Genomic DNA, 16402 nt, shown 5'->3' with positions numbered 1-16402 from the left:
TCACAACCAAGGTCCTTGGCTGCGTTCTGCAGCCAAGGACCTTTCTATAGGGGCTCAGGCCGCGTCAGCGCTTGCCGCCGCCATTCCCATGACCGCCACCGTTTCCGGCAGGGCCGTCCTGGTCGGTGCCATCGCCATTGTTGGATCGACCGGGATTGGACGAGTCGTTGCCGTCATCGTCATTGCCATGGCCGTTATTGCCGTGGCCGCCGCCATTCCCGTGACCATTGTTGCCGCGACCGCCGCCATTGCCTGTCCCAGGGCTGACGCTTCCGCCGCCGGAGCCACTGCCCGCGCCGATGCTTCCACCCCCGCTCCCGGCTCCGACGCTTCCGCTCCCGGCACCGGTACTTCCGCTACCTGTTCCACCAATTCCACCAGTGGTGCCAGTGTCATCGTTCGAGCTGACTGCGCCAGCTCCATTACCGCTGCTGCGTCCGCCATTGGAACCGCTCGTTCCTAAGCCGCCACCGCCTGCCGCGGCACCCGCACGGCCCGCACTCGTGCCGCCGCTGATGGCGCCGGTGTTGCCTGTGCCGAGGGTGCCGCTGCCGAGTTCACCGGAGACATTGCGGGCCGGGCCCGCCAACCCAGGAACGGCATTGGGAACAGTGTTGATGGATCCGGTCACGGCACCATAGCGGTCCGATTCCATGGGATGGTCCATGCGGCGCAAGGCTTGAGGCCGAATGGCACAGCGGCAGGTCTCCTGACCTTGCACGATGCGAAGGCGGCAGTTGCGATACATGGAGGCATCAGCGACTGCGGGCACGCATTGCTGCCCGGCTCTGACGACCTGGGCGCTGGACGGAGTCCCGAGGGCGAGGAGGAGGGCCGCGCTGGACAAAGCAAGAGCGTATGAACGCTTCATTGTGTTCACCTACATAAAGCCATTTCTGATGATGAGCCGTGGCAAGACGGCCCGCTTGGCTATAAGACGCAGGTCCAGGATTTGTGTTCCGTTATAAAGGTAAAAGTTCTTTTCCTAAGGAGCGGAACTTTTTCCAAGCTTGGGTTTTCGAAAAGCGTTGCAATATGCAGAGCTTGGCTTTGATCAAGCGTCGTCCAGCTTGACTGGTTTTTCCACCCCGTAGGCCTCGGCCATGCTGTGGATCTCGACGAGCTTGGTCTCGAATCCTGACCAGTCATCCTCGGCCGCAATCGGAGCCCAGAGCGCCTCGACCTCGTCGATCAGCATGGTGCAGGGGGTGGGGCGCGCAAAGTAGGGGTGATCGAGCTGAATTCCGGGTGCCGGATCGAAGCCGCCGAGTGCGGCGCGGACAGGCTCGAAGGAGGGTTGCGCATAGAAATGCGCCGAGGGGCTTTTCTCCGCACGATGCGCGCCGAGGAGCCCCCCGTGCCAGTCGAAGAACGTTTGCTCGAACGGCGCCTTGCTCTCGTGAAGGAATGTCCATAAGGCCCTGGCAATGGCGCCATCCTGCTCGAAGCCTTTCGATTGAAGACCCAGACGACGCAGGATGGCGCTCGGGAATTCGCGATGAAGTGCAGGCTCGAACGTGGTGAGCGCCTGCTCGAGACTGCTCTGTGGTGCAAGGGGCAGCAGGCATTCCGCGAGACGGTAGAGATTCCACAAGAGCGTGTCGGGCTGCCGGCCGAAGGCGTAAAGGCCTGTCTCGTCGAAGTAAGCGGCCGTGAAGCCAGGCTCGTAGACGGGCAGGAAGCGCCATGGTCCATAATCGAAGCTCTCTCCCGTCACGTTGATGTTGTCGGTATTGAGCACGCCGTGCACGAAGCCCGCCGCCATCCATTGCGCACCCATGTGGGCTACGCGTCGGCACACCTCTTCCAGAAAGGCGACGGCTCGGCCGGCTTCATCCTCGCGCCACATCTGCGGCATGTAGGTTCGAATGGTGTAGTCGAGGAGCTTGCGGAGATTGTCGGTCTCGTCCAGATACAGCAGGCGCTGGAACGTCCCGATGCGGATGTGGGAATGGCTGAGGCGCACCAGCACCGACGAGCGGGTCGGCGAGGGTTCGTCGCCGCGTTCGAGTTCCTCGCCCGTTTCGATCAGGCTGAACGACTTGGATGTCTCGACGCCGAGCGCCTCGAGCATCTCCGTCGCCAGGATTTCCCGCACGCCGCCCTTCAGGGTCAGGCGGCCATCCGCGTGGCGCGACCAGGGTGTCTGTCCGCTGCCTTTCGTACCGAGGTCGAGGAGCCTGCCGTCCTGCGCGTCATGAAGCTGCGCGAACAGAAAACCGCGTCCGTCTCCCAGATGCGGATTGTAGGTTCGGAACTGGTGCCCATGGTAGCGCAGGGCGAGCGGCTCTTCGAAGCTGCCCGGTAGCGGCGCGAAGCGTCCAAAGTGATCGATCCATTCTTCGTCGGTGAGAGCCCCGAGTCCCGCCCGCTCGGCCCAGCGTTGGTTGCGGTAGCGCAGGATGTGCTGCGGGAACTCCGCCGGCCGGACAAGGTCATAGAAATCGGGGCCGAGTTCCCGATGGCGTGTCGAGGCGCGATACGTGGCGGAGGTGGGCATGTGCGAGATCCGATGAACTCGTGTTCAATTCCAGGCCATCCGAAATGTTCAGAATTGTCAGGACGGATCAAGCCGTGGTTCTGTCCCGGGCTTGATCAAGGGGATGCTTGTGGAGTCACGATACGATGCATCTGTAATATAGTCATATAACAACGTTACGACATGGTGGAACTCAGGAGGCTTTCCTGAAGCCAACTAAAATATTACGCGACAGACGAGTCAGAAAAAGCTTTCCTTTTCCTTGCGTTGCCAAGCTTTGTTCAAGCGCTGTCGTGCCGCCGGTGCGGCATTTTATGCTTTGGTCTATTGGCTATGGCGAAAAGCTCCCCTAGGATTCTTTCGTTAAGGAAGACGGGAGGAAGGTTTATGGCATTCAAGGATATGCTGAGCCTTTGTGGCCGGATCGGTCTGATCGTCGTGGCCTTCGCATTCGTAGCCGGGATCATTGCCGGTCCTATCCTTGAGAGAATCTGGTCGTCGCGCCTCACGGTGACGCAGAATAACGAGGCGCCCCTTCCTGTTCCGCCCAGAGTTCCGGCCAGTACCAAGGCGGCGGAGCCGGGCTAACCCCTTTTTAGAACTCTCCAGTTCATACAACAGCACCGCCGCAAGGCGGTGATACAAACCCTATTGCGGGAAGGTGCGATGAGCAGCGAGGTGCTTCTGCGGCAAGAGATCCGACATTCCCTTGGCTATGTCCGCGGCATGATCGATCATTACTCCGGTCTCTACTCGGGCGAGAACCTCACCCGGGACGTGCTCAGCTTCTGCGACGGGATGATCAGATCCGGCGAGCCGAACGCCCGTCTGAGAGAGGCGCGGCGCCTGGTCGAGGACCGGTGCCGGCAGCTGGCCGATGCGACGGACCGCTTTACCCAGCGCGATCCTGCTTCGATCGCCGCCATGCGGGCCCAGGCCGTCGCGGCGATCGATCTGTTCCAGGACGCCGCCTTCGAATGGCACAAGACGCGCGTTGCTGTTCCGTCATCCGGACGACTGCTGCGCAGGAAGAGTCTTTAGATCATCGGGTGTGATCCCGAAAATGCCTTCCACTTTTGGGTCGGTGCTTTAGCGCGTCGTCATTCTTGCACCATCCTCCAGGCGCTTCGGCTTGATCGATGCGGTCGCAGGCACGTCCACGACCTGGGGTTCCGGCGGAGGATTGCTCTTCGGTGTATCCAGCCCGTAGACATCATCGCGAAAATGCACCGCGCCGTCCGCCGTCGCATAGCCAGTGAGGTAAACCCAGGCGACAGGGACAGGCTTGTCGAGACGGATGTCCTGACGGGTCGTGCCGGCAATGGCCGTGTTGATCCCGTCTCTCGTCCACGCGCCTGCCTGACCATTGGTGCCGCGCAGAAGCCATTCGGCAAAATCGGCTACATCGGCGACGCGCACACAGCCCGAGGAATGAAAGCGGGCGTCCTGCGCGAAGAGCTGCTTCTTGGGAGTGTCGTGCATGTAGACGGCATGCTTGTTCGGCATGTCGATGCGGATCTGTCCGAGCGAATTGATCGCACCGGGATCCTGGCGCAGAGTATAGTTCACCGCCTTCTCCGTGGACCAGTCGAGAGTCTTGGGGTCGACCTCCTGACCCTTGGCGTCGAGAATGCGGATCTTCATCTTCTCCAGATAGGCCGGGTCCTTGCGGACATGGGGAATGATGTCCTTCTTGATGAGGGAGACGGGTACCGTCCATGTGGGATTGATGTTGACGGCAGTGACCCGGGTTTCGACGGTCGGTGAGGGACGATCCACCTTGCCGGCGATGGCGACGAAGCGACGGGCCACCTGCCCGCGCTCGACCGCTTCGACGGCGGCCGAAGGAATATTGACCACCACATAGCGGTCGCCGAATGCAAAAGTGGAGCCTGCCAGTCTTTGCGCGGAGGCCGTGAGCTGGCGATGGCGCGTGAGGGCCGGGACGTTCAATGCCTCCAGGGTTCGTGCCCGCACCGCCCCGGATTCGGGCAGGCCGTGGCGAGCCTGGAACCGTTTGACCGCGCTGGTCAGTTCCGCGTCGAAAGCCGTGCTCGCTGTGGCATTCTCCGGGAGGTCTCCCTCCAGAGCGAGACGTTGCCGCAGGGTCGAGACGACCGGACTCTTGTCGCCGCTCTTCAGAACCGTGCCCGCAGGCAGGCTCGGCCACCCTCCCGCATCGGCGATGCGCTTATAGGTCCAGGCGGCCCGCATCGTGTTGATGAAGGTGCCGGCATCCAAGGTCGGGCGGGGATCCTGCGAGATCGTTGCTACAGGCGTGGGCCCTGCTTTTTCGGATGGCTTGGCCGGCGCCGTGACCGCAGCCTTGGGCGGCAGGACGACCGCCCCGACAGGAGGCGCTGATCCGTTCGGCGAAGCCTGTGCCGGGTTGTCCGAGGACAGGTTTTCGGCAGCCGCGAAGGCGCTCGGAGAACCCCAGAAGGTGGAGGACAGGAGCAGAGCAAGCCCCAAGCAGAGACGGTGTGCATTCCCATAGGTCATGATCCGACTATGAGCGTTCTTGGTTTACAAAATGCTGTAACGCGAGGGTGACCGTGTGGGCCTGCAACTGGGACAGGGCAGGGGCGTTGTACTCGGTCGCCCCGACCGCCGAACGAGTGTTTCATGCGTGCCAAGCCTCTTCCCCCGCAGGATATCAGGCGGATCGACCTGCCCTTGCCATCCTCCGTTGGGCTTCATGCGGTGCGGCTGCTCGAGCAGGCGAAGGAGGCGGGGCCCGCTGGGGTCGTTTATGTCGCAGGTGGGGAGCGCTGGGCCGAGCAGCTGGCGCAGGCCATGCGAGGCTTGGCTCCGGACCTCGACATCTGCCTTCTGCCGCCATGGGACTGTCTTCCCTACGACAGCGCTTCGCCTTCGCGGGAGGCCATGGGCCGACGCATGTCGGTGCTGCGACGGATGAGCGAACAGGGCACGGCGCCGCGCGTCCTGATCACGAGCGCAGCCGCGATGCTCCAAAGGGTGCCGCCGCGTGACATGGTGAAGAACACCGTCTTCGGCCTTCGGGCCGGCGAGGAGTTTTCCGCGGAGGCCTTGAACGATTATATAAATCGGGCGGGATACATTCTGGATGAGCGGGTGGATGAGCCGGGCGAGGTGGCCATCCGGGGGCAGGTGATCGATCTCTTTCCGGCCGACAGTCCCTTGCCCTATCGGGCCGAGCACGATGGACGAACCATCACGGCCATTCGTTCCTACGACCCGGTCTCTCAATTGTCGGAAGCGGAAGTCGACCATCTCTTGATCGGCCCGGCTTCGGAAGTTGTTCTGCAGGAGGCGGGCGATGGCGAAGGACCCGTCGAGCGATCCGACGGAATTGAGCATCGGTTGCCGGATTTTTACCCGCACTTGGAAACCGTCTTCGATTATTGGCCGGCAGCCACCGTTGTCCTCGATGCGAAGTTCGAGGAGAGGCGGCAGCTTGTGATCGAGCAGGCGGCAGACGCTTACGACAATCGGATCAATATGCGCACGCAGGCCAGGCCAGCAGCATCGGCCATGGCGCCCGAACGGCTCTTCATTCAGGACGACGAGTGGGTCAGCTTCCTGTCGAAGCGTCGTGTCGTCTATATCCATGCGGCAGCGCCGGATGTTTCCTTGCAGAATGCGGTTCCGAACTTCGCGATCTCTTCAAACCCTTCAAAGGCCCTTGCGGATTTCCTGCGCGCTCAGTCGGATGCTGGACGGAAGATCGTCATCACTGCCGCGGCCCGTTCGGATCTGAGCAGGCTCAGGCGTCGGGTTCAATCCGTCGGGCGTCCCAACGATGTGGATGATTGGGATGCCGTCGTGAACGGTCCGCCTAATGGATGGTTTGCCTTGCAGGCCGACCTCAAGAAGGGCTTCCTCGATGAGCGCGACGGGATCGCGCTCATCACGGCCACGGACGTTCTGGGGAGCCGTATTCGCAGCAGCGCGGCGAGCGAGGTCAGTTCCGCTGCGTCGAGCTTCACGGATACGGCGTTCCAGATCGGTGATGCCGTCGTGCATATCGATCACGGGATCGGAGTGCTTCAGGGCATCGAGACCGTCACCGCCGGCGATGCCGGTGAGAGCGAAGCGGTCAGGCTCGGTTACGCGGCCGACACGACGCTTCTGGTCCCGGCGACGGAAATGGACCGCGTCTGGCGCTACGGTGCGATGTCGGACGCCCTCTCGCTGGACAAGTTGAAAGGCGATGCATGGCAGGTGCGCCGTGAGAAGATCGAATCTGAGATCGCGGAAACGGCCAAACATCTGATCAGCCTCGTCGAAGCTCGCAAGGCAAGGAAGCTGGAGCCGCTTGTCCCGCCGGGCCGCGAATACGAACGCTTCGTCGCCCGTTTCCCATTCTCCGAAACAGCCGATCAGATCAGCGCCATCGAAGCCGTCCTCGAAGATCTCTCGTCAGGCCGGGCGATGGACCGCCTGGTCTGCGGCGATGTCGGTTTCGGCAAGACCGAGGTTGCCCTCCGCGCCGCTGCCGCAGTCGCGCTCTCGGGCAAGCAGGTGGCTGTCGTCGCTCCGACGACCGTTCTCGCCCGCCAGCATGTGCGGAGCTTCGAGAGGCGCTTCGCGGGTTTGGGCATCGAGGTCGCGCACCTCTCCCGTCTCGTAACGCCATCGGATGCGCGGGCAGTGAAGAAGGGTCTAGCCGATGGGTCCATTCGTATCGTCATCGGCACGCATGCGCTCGCTGCGAAAGGGATAAGCTTCAACGATCTTGGGCTTGTCGTCATCGATGAGGAGCAGCGCTTCGGCGTGGCAGACAAGGCCAAACTCAGGGACCTGTCGGCAGAAGCGCATGTGCTGACGATGACCGCCACACCGATTCCCCGGACGTTGCAATCGGCGCTGGTCGGATTGCAGGAGCTGAGCATCATTGCGACGCCGCCTGCGCGCCGACAACCGATCCGCACATTCTTGACGCCTTTCGATCCGGCGAGCGTGCGCGCTACGCTCATGCGCGAGCGGCGGCGGCGGGGGCAGAGCTTCGTTGTCTGCTCTCGCGTCGAGGACATCGAGCCGATGCGTGAGCGGCTGGCAGAGCTCGTTCCGGAGCTGGACATCGTGATCGCCCACGGACAGATGCCTCCCGCCGAGGCGGACGATGTGATGGTGCGCTTTGCCGACGGGGAGGGTGATATCCTTCTTTCCACCAACATCATCGAGAGTGGATTGGACGTTCCCCGCGCCAATACCATGCTGGTGTGGCGCGCGGATCGCTTCGGAATGGCGCAGTTGCATCAGCTCCGCGGGCGTGTCGGGAGAGGGCGCGTCCGGGGGACGGCCTATCTGCTGACGGAGCCCGGTGAGAAACTCCCGCAAGCAACGGAGAAGCGCCTGCGAACGCTGACGGCCCTGGATCGGCTGGGAGCGGGGTTTGCCATCAGCGCCCAGGATCTCGATCAACGCGGTGCGGGAGCGCTGCTGGGCGAGGATCAGGCCGGCCACGTCAAGCTGATCGGCACCGACCTGTATCAGCATATGCTCGCGCAAGCCCTGCGCGGCGAGAGCCTGGAGGACGACTGGACGCCGGAGCTCAACATCGCCCTGTCCGGCGCCATTCCGGACACCTACGTGAACGAGCCCGAGATGCGGATCGATCTCCATGCCCGCCTCGCTCGTTTCAATGCATCCGAGAGCATCGAGGACCTGGAGGCGGAGATCGAGGACCGCTTCGGTTCCATCCCCGAACCGGTCCGGAACCTTCTGAAGCTCGCCCATCTGCGGCAGCTTTGCCGGCAGCTGGGGATTGCCCGAATCGATGCGGGGCCGCAGGCGATCGCCTTGACGTTCCGTCCGGGCTTGGCGGAGAAGCCGTCTCTGCAGGCGAAGATCGAAGCCTCGCAGGGAAGGCTCGATTGGAGCAAGGAGCGCCTGGTCTGCTCCGCCTCGAGCGAGCAGGCCGAGGAGCGTCACGGGATGATCCTTGACTTGCTGGATTCTCTTTCGCGATGAACGGTCACGGTTCGCTTCGGGCATATGGCTCGTGAACGGATTGCCTCCGGCAGACTTAATAATGACAAGAGATATGATCGTGAGGAGCCTATGACGTCCGAGGAAATTCAAGAGCTGAACGCCGCACGTGAAAGCCTCGTGAAGCGGCGCAGGGAGATGACGCGGCAGATTTCCGAGTCTCCGCTTCCCTCCGTCGATCTGGCCGAGGAGCTTACGAAAATCCTCATTGCCATCGAGGCCTTGGACCGGGCACTCAACGAGGCGGGCCATCCATACATGAGCCAGGGCGTGGTCGAGCAGCTCAGGGCCGACAGCTAAGCTCTTCGCGGTTCCTGCGGGATAGATTAAAAAGGCTCAAGCGTCCTCCGCCAGCTCCACGAGCATGTTCACGAGCGGGTCGTTCGGGTCCGCGAGCCCGGCGATGACGTCGAAATGATGCGCTCCCGGCACCTCGTGGTAGCGGGTCGTCACGCCTGCCTTGCGCCATCGCTCGACGAGGACGCGGGACTGGCGCAGGAACTCGCTGCTTTCCGCACCGCCGACGACGGCGACGAGGCGTCCGCCGGCGGGCGGTTTCCATTCCAGCAGGCTCAATGAGTGCGCTTCCTCGAGGGTCAGGCCGAGAGCCTTGTTGATCGAGGTCGAAACCAGCGGCGGCAGGTCGAACAAGCCGGAGATCGGCATGGCGGCTTGAACGGGCCTCCGGAGCGCATCGGGCCGTGCCATGAGGCACGCGGTCAGATGCCCGCCGGCCGAGTGACCGGTTACGACGAGAGGGCGACCCAGGCGGCCGATGACGAAATTGGCCGCAGCCTCGATCTCGGACACGATGTCGGCGAGTTTGGCGGCGGGCGCGAGCGTGTAACTCGGGATCGCAACCGTCAGACCGCGCCCGTTGGCGCCGCGCGCCAGATGGCTTGACGAGGACTTGTCGAACGCCTGCCAGTAGCCGCCATGGATGAACAGCACCACCGGGCCGCCGGCATCGCCGCTCTGCGGATGGAACAGGTCGAGCCGGTTCCGTTCGCCCGGCCCGTAGGCAAGATCCAGCTCGCAGCGGGCGCTCTCGCGGTAGGCGGCGGAATCCCGCTGCCAGCCTGCGATGTGAGCCGGGTGATCGGGAACGCGCGCCCGGTTGTTGTACTCGGCCTCGAGGTCGAGGTCTTCGGCGGCCATCGCGGTTGTCCTTAAACGTGGAGGTAACGGTCCTTGAGGCTGGTGTCGTTCATGAGCTCTTCGCTCGTTCCCGTCCAGACCGAACGGCCCTTCTCGATGATCACGTGTCGGTCGGCGAAGCTCGCCAGCGCGCCGATATTCTTGTCGATCACAAGGATCGACTGGCGTTCGCCCTTGAGGCGCTTGAGGCAGGTCCAGATCTCCGCGCGGATCAGCGGCGCCAGGCCTTCCGTAGCCTCGTCGAGGATGAGCAGCTTCGGGTTGGTCATCAGTGCGCGGCCGACGGCCAGCATCTGCTGCTCGCCCCCGGAGAGCTGCGTGCCCAGGTTGCTCCGGCGCTCCTTCAGGCGCGGGAAAAGGTCATAAACCGCATCGAGCGTCCAGCGTCGGGAGCCCGTTCGGGTTGAGGCCGTCGCAACGAGGTTTTCCTCGACCGTGAGCGTCGGAAAGATCTGCCGCCCTTCCGGCACGAGGCCGATGCCCGTCTGCGCGATGCGATAGGGCGCGAGCCCCGTCACGGCCGCGCCGTCGAAGCGCACCTCGCCGCCGCGCGGGCGAAGCAGGCCCATGATGGACCGGATGGTGGTGGTCTTGCCCATGCCGTTGCGGCCGATGAGCGTCACCACCTCGCCGGCATTGACCTCGAGCGAGATGTCGAAGAGGACCTGGGCGGCGCCATAGGACGCCTGGAGCTGTCGGACGGAGAGCATCAGACCGTCTCCTCTTCGCCGAGATAGGCGGCGCGAACCTCGGGATTCGCCCGGATCCGCTCGGGCGTATCGGTGGCGATGACGCGGCCGTAGACGAGCACGGAGACGCGATCGGCCAGGGAGAAGACCGCATCCATGTCGTGCTCGATCAGCACGATGGTGAGATGGCTCTTCAGGCGCCGCAGGGTTTCGACCACGCGCTGGGATTCGTCGTGGCCCGTGCCGGCGAGCGGCTCGTCGAGAAGCAGCAGCTTCGGAGCGGTCGCAAGACCGATGGCGAGTTCGAGCTGTCGCTTCTCGCCGTGCGACAGAAGTCCCGCGGGGACGTGCGCGCGGGCCGCGAGGTTGACCTGCGCGAGGCATTCCATGGCAGGCTCGTTCAGGGACTTCTCGTGCGCGGCATTGCCGAAAAGGCGGAAACTCGATCCCGAGCGCGCCTGGACGGCCAGCGCCACATTCTCAAGCGCCGAGAAGCCCGGGAGGATCGACGTGATCTGGAACGAGCGGGCAAGGCCGCGCCGGACGCGCTGCGGCATCGCAAGCTGCGTCACGTCTTCGCCGCCAAACAGGATGGATCCGGAATTCGACGCCAGCGTGCCCGAGATCTGGTGGATCAGCGTCGTCTTGCCCGCCCCGTTGGGGCCGATGATGGCGTGCAGCTCGCCGGGCCGGACGGACAGGCTGACATCGTCGGTGACCACGAGCGCGCCATAGGTCTTGCGCAGGTTGCGCAATTCGAGAAGCGGCTCAGCCATGGTGCGACCTCCGCAGCAGGCCCATGATCCCGCCCCTGGCGAACAGAACGATCAGGATGAGCAGGGGACCGAACACCATCTTCCAGTTCTCCGCGAGATGAGACCGAGTCGCCTCGCTCAGGAAGAAGCTTGAGGAATGCAGGATCTCCGGCAGGAATTCCTCCAGAAGCAGGAAGGCGGCCGCGCCGATGATGGCGCCGTGCAGGGAGCCGAGCCCGCCGAGCACGACCATGAAGATCAGCTCGCCCGAACGCTGCCATGTCATGAAGGCCGGGCTGACGAACTCCGCCTGGTTCGCCAGCAGGCACCCGGCAAGTCCCGCCAGCATGCCGCTGATGACGTAGGCGGCGAGCTGGAAGCGGAACGGCTGGAAGCCGATGGCTTCCATGCGGATGGCATTTTCCCGCGTGCCGCGCAGAACGCGCCCGAACCTGGAGGCCACGACGGATCGCGAGAACGCATAGGCGCCGAGAAGGCAGAGCAGACAGACCCAGTAGAAGGTGAAGTCGTTCTTCAGGATGCCGGACCCGGCCAGGAGGCTGCGCGACGACAGGGTCATGCCGTCGTCGCCGCCATAGGCCGCGAGCGACGTGGCGAGGAAGTACAGCATCTGCCCGAAGGCGAGGGTGATCATGATGAAGTAGACACCCTTGGTCCGCAGCGAAATCGCCCCAGTGATCAGAGCGAAGAGCGCAGAGGCGGCCAGCGCCACGGGGATCTGCACAAGGGCATCCTCGATGCCGTGGCTGGCCAGGATGCCGACCGCATAGCCGCCGAGCCCCAGGAAGGCTGCGTGTCCGAAGCTCACGAGCGCCCCGTAGCCGAGGATGAGATCGAGCGCCATGGCGGCGATGCCGAAGATCATCACCCGCGTCAGCAGGGACAGGACGTAGCCCTCGGCACCCGAGTAGGTGGCGAACAGCGGGGCCGCCGCGAAGGCGGCGAAGAGAACGATGGGGACGATCTCGAACCGTGTGGTGAGCGATGGCATGGGGGCGGAGGGCGTTTCAGCGAGTTCGGTCATTGGCACCCTAGCGCTTCACGGGGAACAGGCCCGAGGGGCGGAAGAACAGCACGGCCGCCATGAAGATATAGATCAGCATCGGGGCGATGGCGCGGCCGGTCTGGCTCGCGGCGGCCGGGTCGAGAAAGAGGCGCAGCAGGTTCGGCGCGAAGGTGCGCCCGACCGTGTCCACCAGCCCGATCAGGAGTGCCGCGAGGAACGCGCCGCGGATCGACCCGATGCCGCCGATCACGATCACCACGAAGGCGAGGATCAGAATGTTATCGCCCATGCCCGGCTCGACGGAGAGGATCGGCGCGACCATCGCGCCCGCGAAACCCGCCAGCATGGCGCCGAAGCCGAACACGATCATGAACAGCCTCTGGATGTTGACGCCGAGCGCCGACACCATGGAGGCGTTGCTGGCGCCCGCGCGCACCAGCATGCCGACGCGCGTGTGGTTGACCAGGACATAGAGCAGGGCGGCGACCACAAGCCCCGCCGCGATGATAGCGAGGCGATAGACGGGATAGAGCAGGCCGCTCGCGATCTCCACCGAGCCCGAGAGCAGATCGGGAACGGGAACGCTCAAGGGAGCGGCGCCCCAGACGAACTTGACGCCCTGGTTCAGAAACAGGATCACGCCGAACGTGGCGAGCACCTGATCGAGATGGTCGCGGTCGTAGAGGTGACGGAAAACCAGCACTTCGAGCAGCAGGCCGAAGGCCAATGCCGAGGGCAGGGCGAGCAGCAGCGCCCAGCCGAAGCTGCCGGTCCAGGCGCTGAAGGCCGCCACCAGATAGGCGCCGACCATGTACTGCACGCCGTGCGCGAGGTTGATGAAGTCCATCACCCCGAACACGAGCGTGAGGCCGGCGGCGATGAGAAAAAGGATGAGGCCGAACTGAAGGCCGTTCAGAGCCTGGACGAAGAGGAGTGTAGCGTTCATCGGCACGTCACTGGCAACAGGCCTGCTCGGGCGCTCTCATGTGAAAGCACCATGATGATGGCGTCACGGAAAAGGATCGATCTGCCTCGCGAGGCAGATCGATCCGCTATGCGAACGCCTCAGTTCGTGGCGGTGCATTCCTTGGCGTAGGCGTCCGCATAATCGTCGAACACCTTCTCGACGATCTCCGTCTCCAGCTTGCCGTCGGGACGCTTGGCTGCCTTCACGAGGTAGAAGTCCTGGATCGGGAAGCCGTTGGCGCCGAACTTGAAGTCACCGCGCAGTGACTTGAAATCCGCCTTCTTGATGGCGGCGCGCAGGGCTTCCTTGTCGTCGGTCTTGCCGCCTGTCGCCTTGAGGGCGGCGTCGATCAGCAAGGCAGCATCGTAGGAATGCATGGCGTAGGACGCGGGTACGGTGTTGTAGGCCGCCTCATAGGCGGCGACGAACTTCTTGTTCTCCGGGGTATCCATGTTCGGAGCCCAGTTCGAGCCGCTGAGCATGCCGATGGCGGCGTCCTGCTGCGCGGGCAGGTTCGTCTCGTCGACCGTGAAGGCCGATAGGAACGGGATGCGGTCGGCGAGGCCGGCGGCGCGGTATTGCTTGACGAGGTTCACGCCCATGCCGCCCGGCATGAAGGTGAAGATCGCATCGGGCTGCATGGACGCGATCTTGGCAAGCTCGGACTGGAAGTCGAGCGTGTTGAGCGGGATGTAGGATTCCTCGACGATCTCGCCCTTGTAGTGCCGCTTGAACCCGGCGAGCGCATCCTTGCCGGCCTGATAGTTCGGCGCCAGCAGATAGACCTTCTTGTAGCCCCGGTCCTGCGCGACCTTGCCGAGAACCTCATGGTTCTGATCGTTCTGGTAGGACGTGGCGAAGAAGTACGGGCTGCAGCTCTTGCCGGCGAGGTTCGACGGGCCGGCATTCACGCTGATGTAGAAAGTCTTGGCGTCGACGATGGGCTTCTGGGTGGCGACCGCCACGTTGGAGAAGATCGGGCCGACGACGAAATCGACCTTGTCGCGCTCCAGAAGACCCTTCACCTTCGTCACTGCCACGTCGGGCTTCAGCTCATCGTCGACCACGATGACGTCCACATCCCGTCCGCCGAGCTTGCCGCCGAGATCCTTCACGGCGAGCTGAAAACCGTCGCGGGCATGCTGGCCCAGCACGGCCGAAGGGCCGGAGAGGGTCAGCAACAGGCCGACCTTCAGCTTCTCCTGCGCCATAGCCGGGGCTGCGGCCAGGCCGACGGCCGCCGCAAGGCCAAGGGTTTTGATCGTTAGGTTCATCATAGTCTCCCGAGTGGCTGTTCCCTGCGCACATTGGCTGTGCTGCGTGATTGTTTCCGACGGGACGTGCGACGCCTCGACGGACAAGTCGGCGATACTCTGCCGCAAAACTTTTGTGCCGAACACTCCCTTTGTCGGAGCTTTCTATCCGGCATCCCCAGTCTTTGCCCAATCTTTGGGATTGCCAAGGATTATTTTAAGATTAAAATATTTTTCCGGTTCTTCAAGCGGATTGTTTCGCAGAGGAAGGCAGGCGAAATGACGAGCGCGTGATTGGCGGCGGACGGGCAGCGATACGAAGTTCGCCATGGCGCGGCTTCCGACGATGCGCTGCCGAACCGGCCAAGCCGACAGTGCTCCGTTCTCCTGCCGCACAAATAAAACAGAGGAGCGGACGATGGCGGACACGGCGCATGTGGATACCTTTGCGAGGGACAATCTTCCGCCTCGCGACCAATGGCCGACATTCCAGTTCACCCGTCCCGAGCTTCAATATCCCGAGAGGCTCAACTGTGTGGTGGCCTTCCTTGACCGGTGGGTCGATGAAGGGCGAGGCGATGAGCCCTGCATCATCAGCCCGACCGAGACGCTGACCTATCGCGCCCTGCAAGAGCGGGTGAACCGCATCTGCAATGTGCTGGTCCGCGAACTGGGCTTCGTGCCGGGCAATCGCGTCCTGCTTCGCTCCGCCAACAATCCGATGATGGTGGCCGCCTATCTGGCGGTTCTGAAGGCCGGTGGCGTCGTCGTCGCGACCATGCCGCTACTGCGCGCCAAGGAGATCGCCTATCCGCTGAACAAGGCCGAGATCACCATCGCATTGTGCGACCATCGTCTCGCGGACGAAATGGAACGCGCCAGGACGATGGCGCCCGGTTTGAAGCATGTCGTCTATTGGGGTTCGGGCAAACCGGACAGCCTCGAGGCGATGATCGCCGAGGCTTCGCCCGAGTTCGAGGCGGTCGATACGGCGGCGGACGATGTCTGCCTGATCGGCTTCACCTCCGGCACGACGGGCGAGCCGAAGGGGACCATGCATTTCCACCGCGACATGCTCGCGATCTGCGACGGCTACGGGCGAAACGTTCTGCGCCCCGAGCCGAGCGACCGCTTCATCGGCTCGCCGCCGCTTGCCTTCACCTTCGGTCTCGGTGGAATCGTGCTGTTCCCCATGCGCGTCGGCGCCTCGACCGTGCTGCTGGAGAAGGCCGGACCCGACGATCTCCTGCCTGCCATCGTGCAGTACAAGGCCACCGTCTGCTTCACGGCGCCGACCGCTTACCGTGCCATGCTGTCGAAGCTCGAAGGCTACGACATCTCGTCCTTGCGCAAATGCGTCTCGGCCGGCGAGCCTCTGCCCAAAGGCACGTTCGAGGCGTGGCAGGCCGCAACGAAGATCCGGCTCATGGACGGGATCGGCGCCACCGAGATGCTGCATATCTTCATCGCCGCGACGGAGGACGAGATCCGTCCCGGCGCGACCGGCAAGCCCGTCCCCGGCTACGAGGCGAAAGTCGTCGACGACGAAGGGCGCGACCTCCCGCCCGGCAGCATCGGCCGCCTGGCGGTGCGCGGGCCGACGGGATGCCGCTATCTCGCGGACGAGCGGCAGCGCAAATACGTGCAGGACGGCTGGAACATCACCGGCGACACCTACCTCATGGATGAGGATGGGTACTTCTGGTACCAGGCCCGCTCCGACGACATGATCATATCCGCGGGCTACAACATCGCGGGCCCGGAGGTCGAGGCCGCGCTCCTCACTCATCCTGCCGTCGCCGAGTGCGGCGTGGTCGGGGCTCCCGATGACGGGCGCGGAACGGTGGTCAAGGCCTACGTGGTCCTGCGGCCCGGCCATGTGGCGGGACCGGAGCTGACGAAGGTGCTCCAGGATCACGTGAAGGCCGAGATCGCGCCCTACAAGTATCCGCGCCTGATCGAATTCGTCGATGCCCTGCCGCGCACCCAGACCGGCAAGCTGCAGCGTTTCGAACTGCGGCGGATTGCTCAGGACGTCGAGAGCCACCAGGAGGCGCTGAGCGCCTGAGTCTCTTCCGGCACGGGTCCGGTGCGTGAT

15 protein-coding genes are annotated in these 16402 nt (G+C 63.7%); 5 read left to right on the top strand and 10 right to left on the bottom strand.

What is annotated here, in order from left to right:
- Nucleotides 1-64: 64 nt before the first annotated feature.
- On the bottom strand, nucleotides 65-871 hold the full coding sequence (locus DDF70_RS00145) for a hypothetical protein (RefSeq protein ID WP_114942846.1): 807 nt from the start codon (nucleotides 869-871) through the stop codon (nucleotides 65-67).
- Nucleotides 872-1054: 183 nt separating this feature from the next.
- Nucleotides 1055-2500, bottom strand: coding sequence for a protein adenylyltransferase SelO (locus DDF70_RS00140; protein WP_114942845.1), 1446 nt, complete (start codon nucleotides 2498-2500; stop codon nucleotides 1055-1057).
- 366 nt (nucleotides 2501-2866) lie between these two features.
- On the opposite strand from DDF70_RS00140, the gene DDF70_RS00135 reads away from it, so the two are divergent.
- Nucleotides 2867-3067, top strand: coding sequence for a hypothetical protein (locus DDF70_RS00135; protein WP_114942844.1), 201 nt, complete (start codon nucleotides 2867-2869; stop codon nucleotides 3065-3067).
- 78 nt (nucleotides 3068-3145) lie between these two features.
- The gene (locus DDF70_RS00130) at nucleotides 3146-3520 is read left to right on the top strand and encodes a hypothetical protein (RefSeq protein WP_114942843.1); all 375 of its coding nucleotides are present in this window, start codon (nucleotides 3146-3148) and stop codon (nucleotides 3518-3520) included.
- Between the two features lie 48 nt (nucleotides 3521-3568).
- Here DDF70_RS00130 and DDF70_RS00125 read toward each other — a convergent pair whose 3' ends face one another.
- Nucleotides 3569-4981, bottom strand: a complete 1413-nt coding sequence (locus tag DDF70_RS00125) for a L,D-transpeptidase family protein (protein WP_114942842.1) — start codon at nucleotides 4979-4981, stop codon at nucleotides 3569-3571.
- A gap of 123 nt (nucleotides 4982-5104) precedes the next feature.
- On the opposite strand from DDF70_RS00125, the gene mfd reads away from it, so the two are divergent.
- Nucleotides 5105-8437, top strand: a complete 3333-nt coding sequence (gene mfd, locus DDF70_RS00120; RefSeq protein ID WP_114942841.1) for a transcription-repair coupling factor — start codon at nucleotides 5105-5107, stop codon at nucleotides 8435-8437.
- A gap of 90 nt (nucleotides 8438-8527) precedes the next feature.
- On the top strand, nucleotides 8528-8755 hold the full coding sequence (locus DDF70_RS00115; protein ID WP_114942840.1) for a hypothetical protein: 228 nt from the start codon (nucleotides 8528-8530) through the stop codon (nucleotides 8753-8755).
- A 36-nt stretch (nucleotides 8756-8791) separates the two neighbouring features.
- Here DDF70_RS00115 and DDF70_RS00110 read toward each other — a convergent pair whose 3' ends face one another.
- The 7 genes from DDF70_RS00110 to DDF70_RS36295 form a co-directional block, all read right to left on the bottom strand.
- Nucleotides 8792-9613, bottom strand: coding sequence for an alpha/beta hydrolase (locus DDF70_RS00110; protein WP_114942839.1), 822 nt, complete (start codon nucleotides 9611-9613; stop codon nucleotides 8792-8794).
- 11 nt (nucleotides 9614-9624) lie between these two features.
- Complete coding sequence (locus DDF70_RS00105; RefSeq protein WP_114942838.1) at nucleotides 9625-10323, bottom strand: ABC transporter ATP-binding protein; 699 nt, start codon at nucleotides 10321-10323, stop codon at nucleotides 9625-9627.
- On the bottom strand, nucleotides 10323-11078 hold the full coding sequence (locus tag DDF70_RS00100) for an ABC transporter ATP-binding protein (RefSeq protein ID WP_114942837.1): 756 nt from the start codon (nucleotides 11076-11078) through the stop codon (nucleotides 10323-10325). Before DDF70_RS00100 ends, DDF70_RS00105 begins: the two co-directional genes overlap by 1 nt.
- The gene (locus DDF70_RS00095) at nucleotides 11071-12102 is read right to left on the bottom strand and encodes a branched-chain amino acid ABC transporter permease (protein ID WP_114942836.1); all 1032 of its coding nucleotides are present in this window, start codon (nucleotides 12100-12102) and stop codon (nucleotides 11071-11073) included. The genes DDF70_RS00100 and DDF70_RS00095 overlap by 8 nt, the downstream gene beginning before the upstream one ends.
- A gap of 7 nt (nucleotides 12103-12109) precedes the next feature.
- Nucleotides 12110-13030: a branched-chain amino acid ABC transporter permease gene (locus DDF70_RS00090; protein WP_114942835.1), complete on the bottom strand. Its 921-nt coding sequence runs from the start codon at nucleotides 13028-13030 to the stop codon at nucleotides 12110-12112.
- 119 nt (nucleotides 13031-13149) lie between these two features.
- Entirely contained in the window at nucleotides 13150-14325 is a 1176-nt protein-coding gene (locus tag DDF70_RS00085) for an ABC transporter substrate-binding protein (RefSeq protein ID WP_114942834.1), read from the bottom strand.
- A gap of 144 nt (nucleotides 14326-14469) precedes the next feature.
- Complete coding sequence (locus tag DDF70_RS36295; protein ID WP_162820161.1) at nucleotides 14470-14733, bottom strand: hypothetical protein; 264 nt, start codon at nucleotides 14731-14733, stop codon at nucleotides 14470-14472.
- On the opposite strand from DDF70_RS36295, the gene DDF70_RS00080 reads away from it, so the two are divergent.
- A complete protein-coding gene (locus DDF70_RS00080; protein ID WP_114942833.1) occupies nucleotides 14723-16372 on the top strand; it encodes a benzoate-CoA ligase family protein in 1650 nt (549 codons plus the stop codon). The two genes, DDF70_RS36295 and DDF70_RS00080, sit on opposite strands and share 11 nt — an antisense overlap.
- Nucleotides 16373-16402: the final 30 nt, after the last annotated feature.

This window comes from Microvirga calopogonii (assembly GCF_003347665.1).
In the GTDB taxonomy this organism is placed as follows: domain Bacteria; phylum Pseudomonadota; class Alphaproteobacteria; order Rhizobiales; family Beijerinckiaceae; genus Microvirga; species Microvirga calopogonii.
This window is presented reverse-complemented; position numbering and strand designations above follow the sequence as displayed.

What these genes read in the sequence shown, in the direction of transcription:
- DDF70_RS00095 (WP_114942836.1), bottom strand. Translation starts at nt 12,102, where the DNA reads ATGACCGAACTCGCTGAAACGCCCTCCGCCCCCATGCCATCGCTCACC.
- DDF70_RS00115 (WP_114942840.1), top strand. Translation starts at nt 8,528, where the DNA reads ATGACGTCCGAGGAAATTCAAGAGCTGAACGCCGCACGTGAAAGCCTC.
- DDF70_RS00145 (WP_114942846.1), bottom strand. Translation starts at nt 871, where the DNA reads ATGAAGCGTTCATACGCTCTTGCTTTGTCCAGCGCGGCCCTCCTCCTC.
- DDF70_RS00090 (WP_114942835.1), bottom strand. Translation starts at nt 13,030, where the DNA reads ATGAACGCTACACTCCTCTTCGTCCAGGCTCTGAACGGCCTTCAGTTC.
- DDF70_RS00100 (WP_114942837.1), bottom strand. Translation starts at nt 11,078, where the DNA reads ATGGCTGAGCCGCTTCTCGAATTGCGCAACCTGCGCAAGACCTATGGC.
- mfd (WP_114942841.1), top strand. Translation starts at nt 5,105, where the DNA reads ATGCGTGCCAAGCCTCTTCCCCCGCAGGATATCAGGCGGATCGACCTG.
- DDF70_RS00080 (WP_114942833.1), top strand. Translation starts at nt 14,723, where the DNA reads ATGGCGGACACGGCGCATGTGGATACCTTTGCGAGGGACAATCTTCCG.
- DDF70_RS00110 (WP_114942839.1), bottom strand. Translation starts at nt 9,613, where the DNA reads ATGGCCGCCGAAGACCTCGACCTCGAGGCCGAGTACAACAACCGGGCG.
- DDF70_RS00125 (WP_114942842.1), bottom strand. Translation starts at nt 4,981, where the DNA reads ATGACCTATGGGAATGCACACCGTCTCTGCTTGGGGCTTGCTCTGCTC.
- DDF70_RS00140 (WP_114942845.1), bottom strand. Translation starts at nt 2,500, where the DNA reads ATGCCCACCTCCGCCACGTATCGCGCCTCGACACGCCATCGGGAACTC.
- DDF70_RS00130 (WP_114942843.1), top strand. Translation starts at nt 3,146, where the DNA reads ATGAGCAGCGAGGTGCTTCTGCGGCAAGAGATCCGACATTCCCTTGGC.
- DDF70_RS00105 (WP_114942838.1), bottom strand. Translation starts at nt 10,323, where the DNA reads ATGCTCTCCGTCCGACAGCTCCAGGCGTCCTATGGCGCCGCCCAGGTC.
- DDF70_RS00135 (WP_114942844.1), top strand. Translation starts at nt 2,867, where the DNA reads ATGGCATTCAAGGATATGCTGAGCCTTTGTGGCCGGATCGGTCTGATC.
- DDF70_RS00085 (WP_114942834.1), bottom strand. Translation starts at nt 14,325, where the DNA reads ATGAACCTAACGATCAAAACCCTTGGCCTTGCGGCGGCCGTCGGCCTG.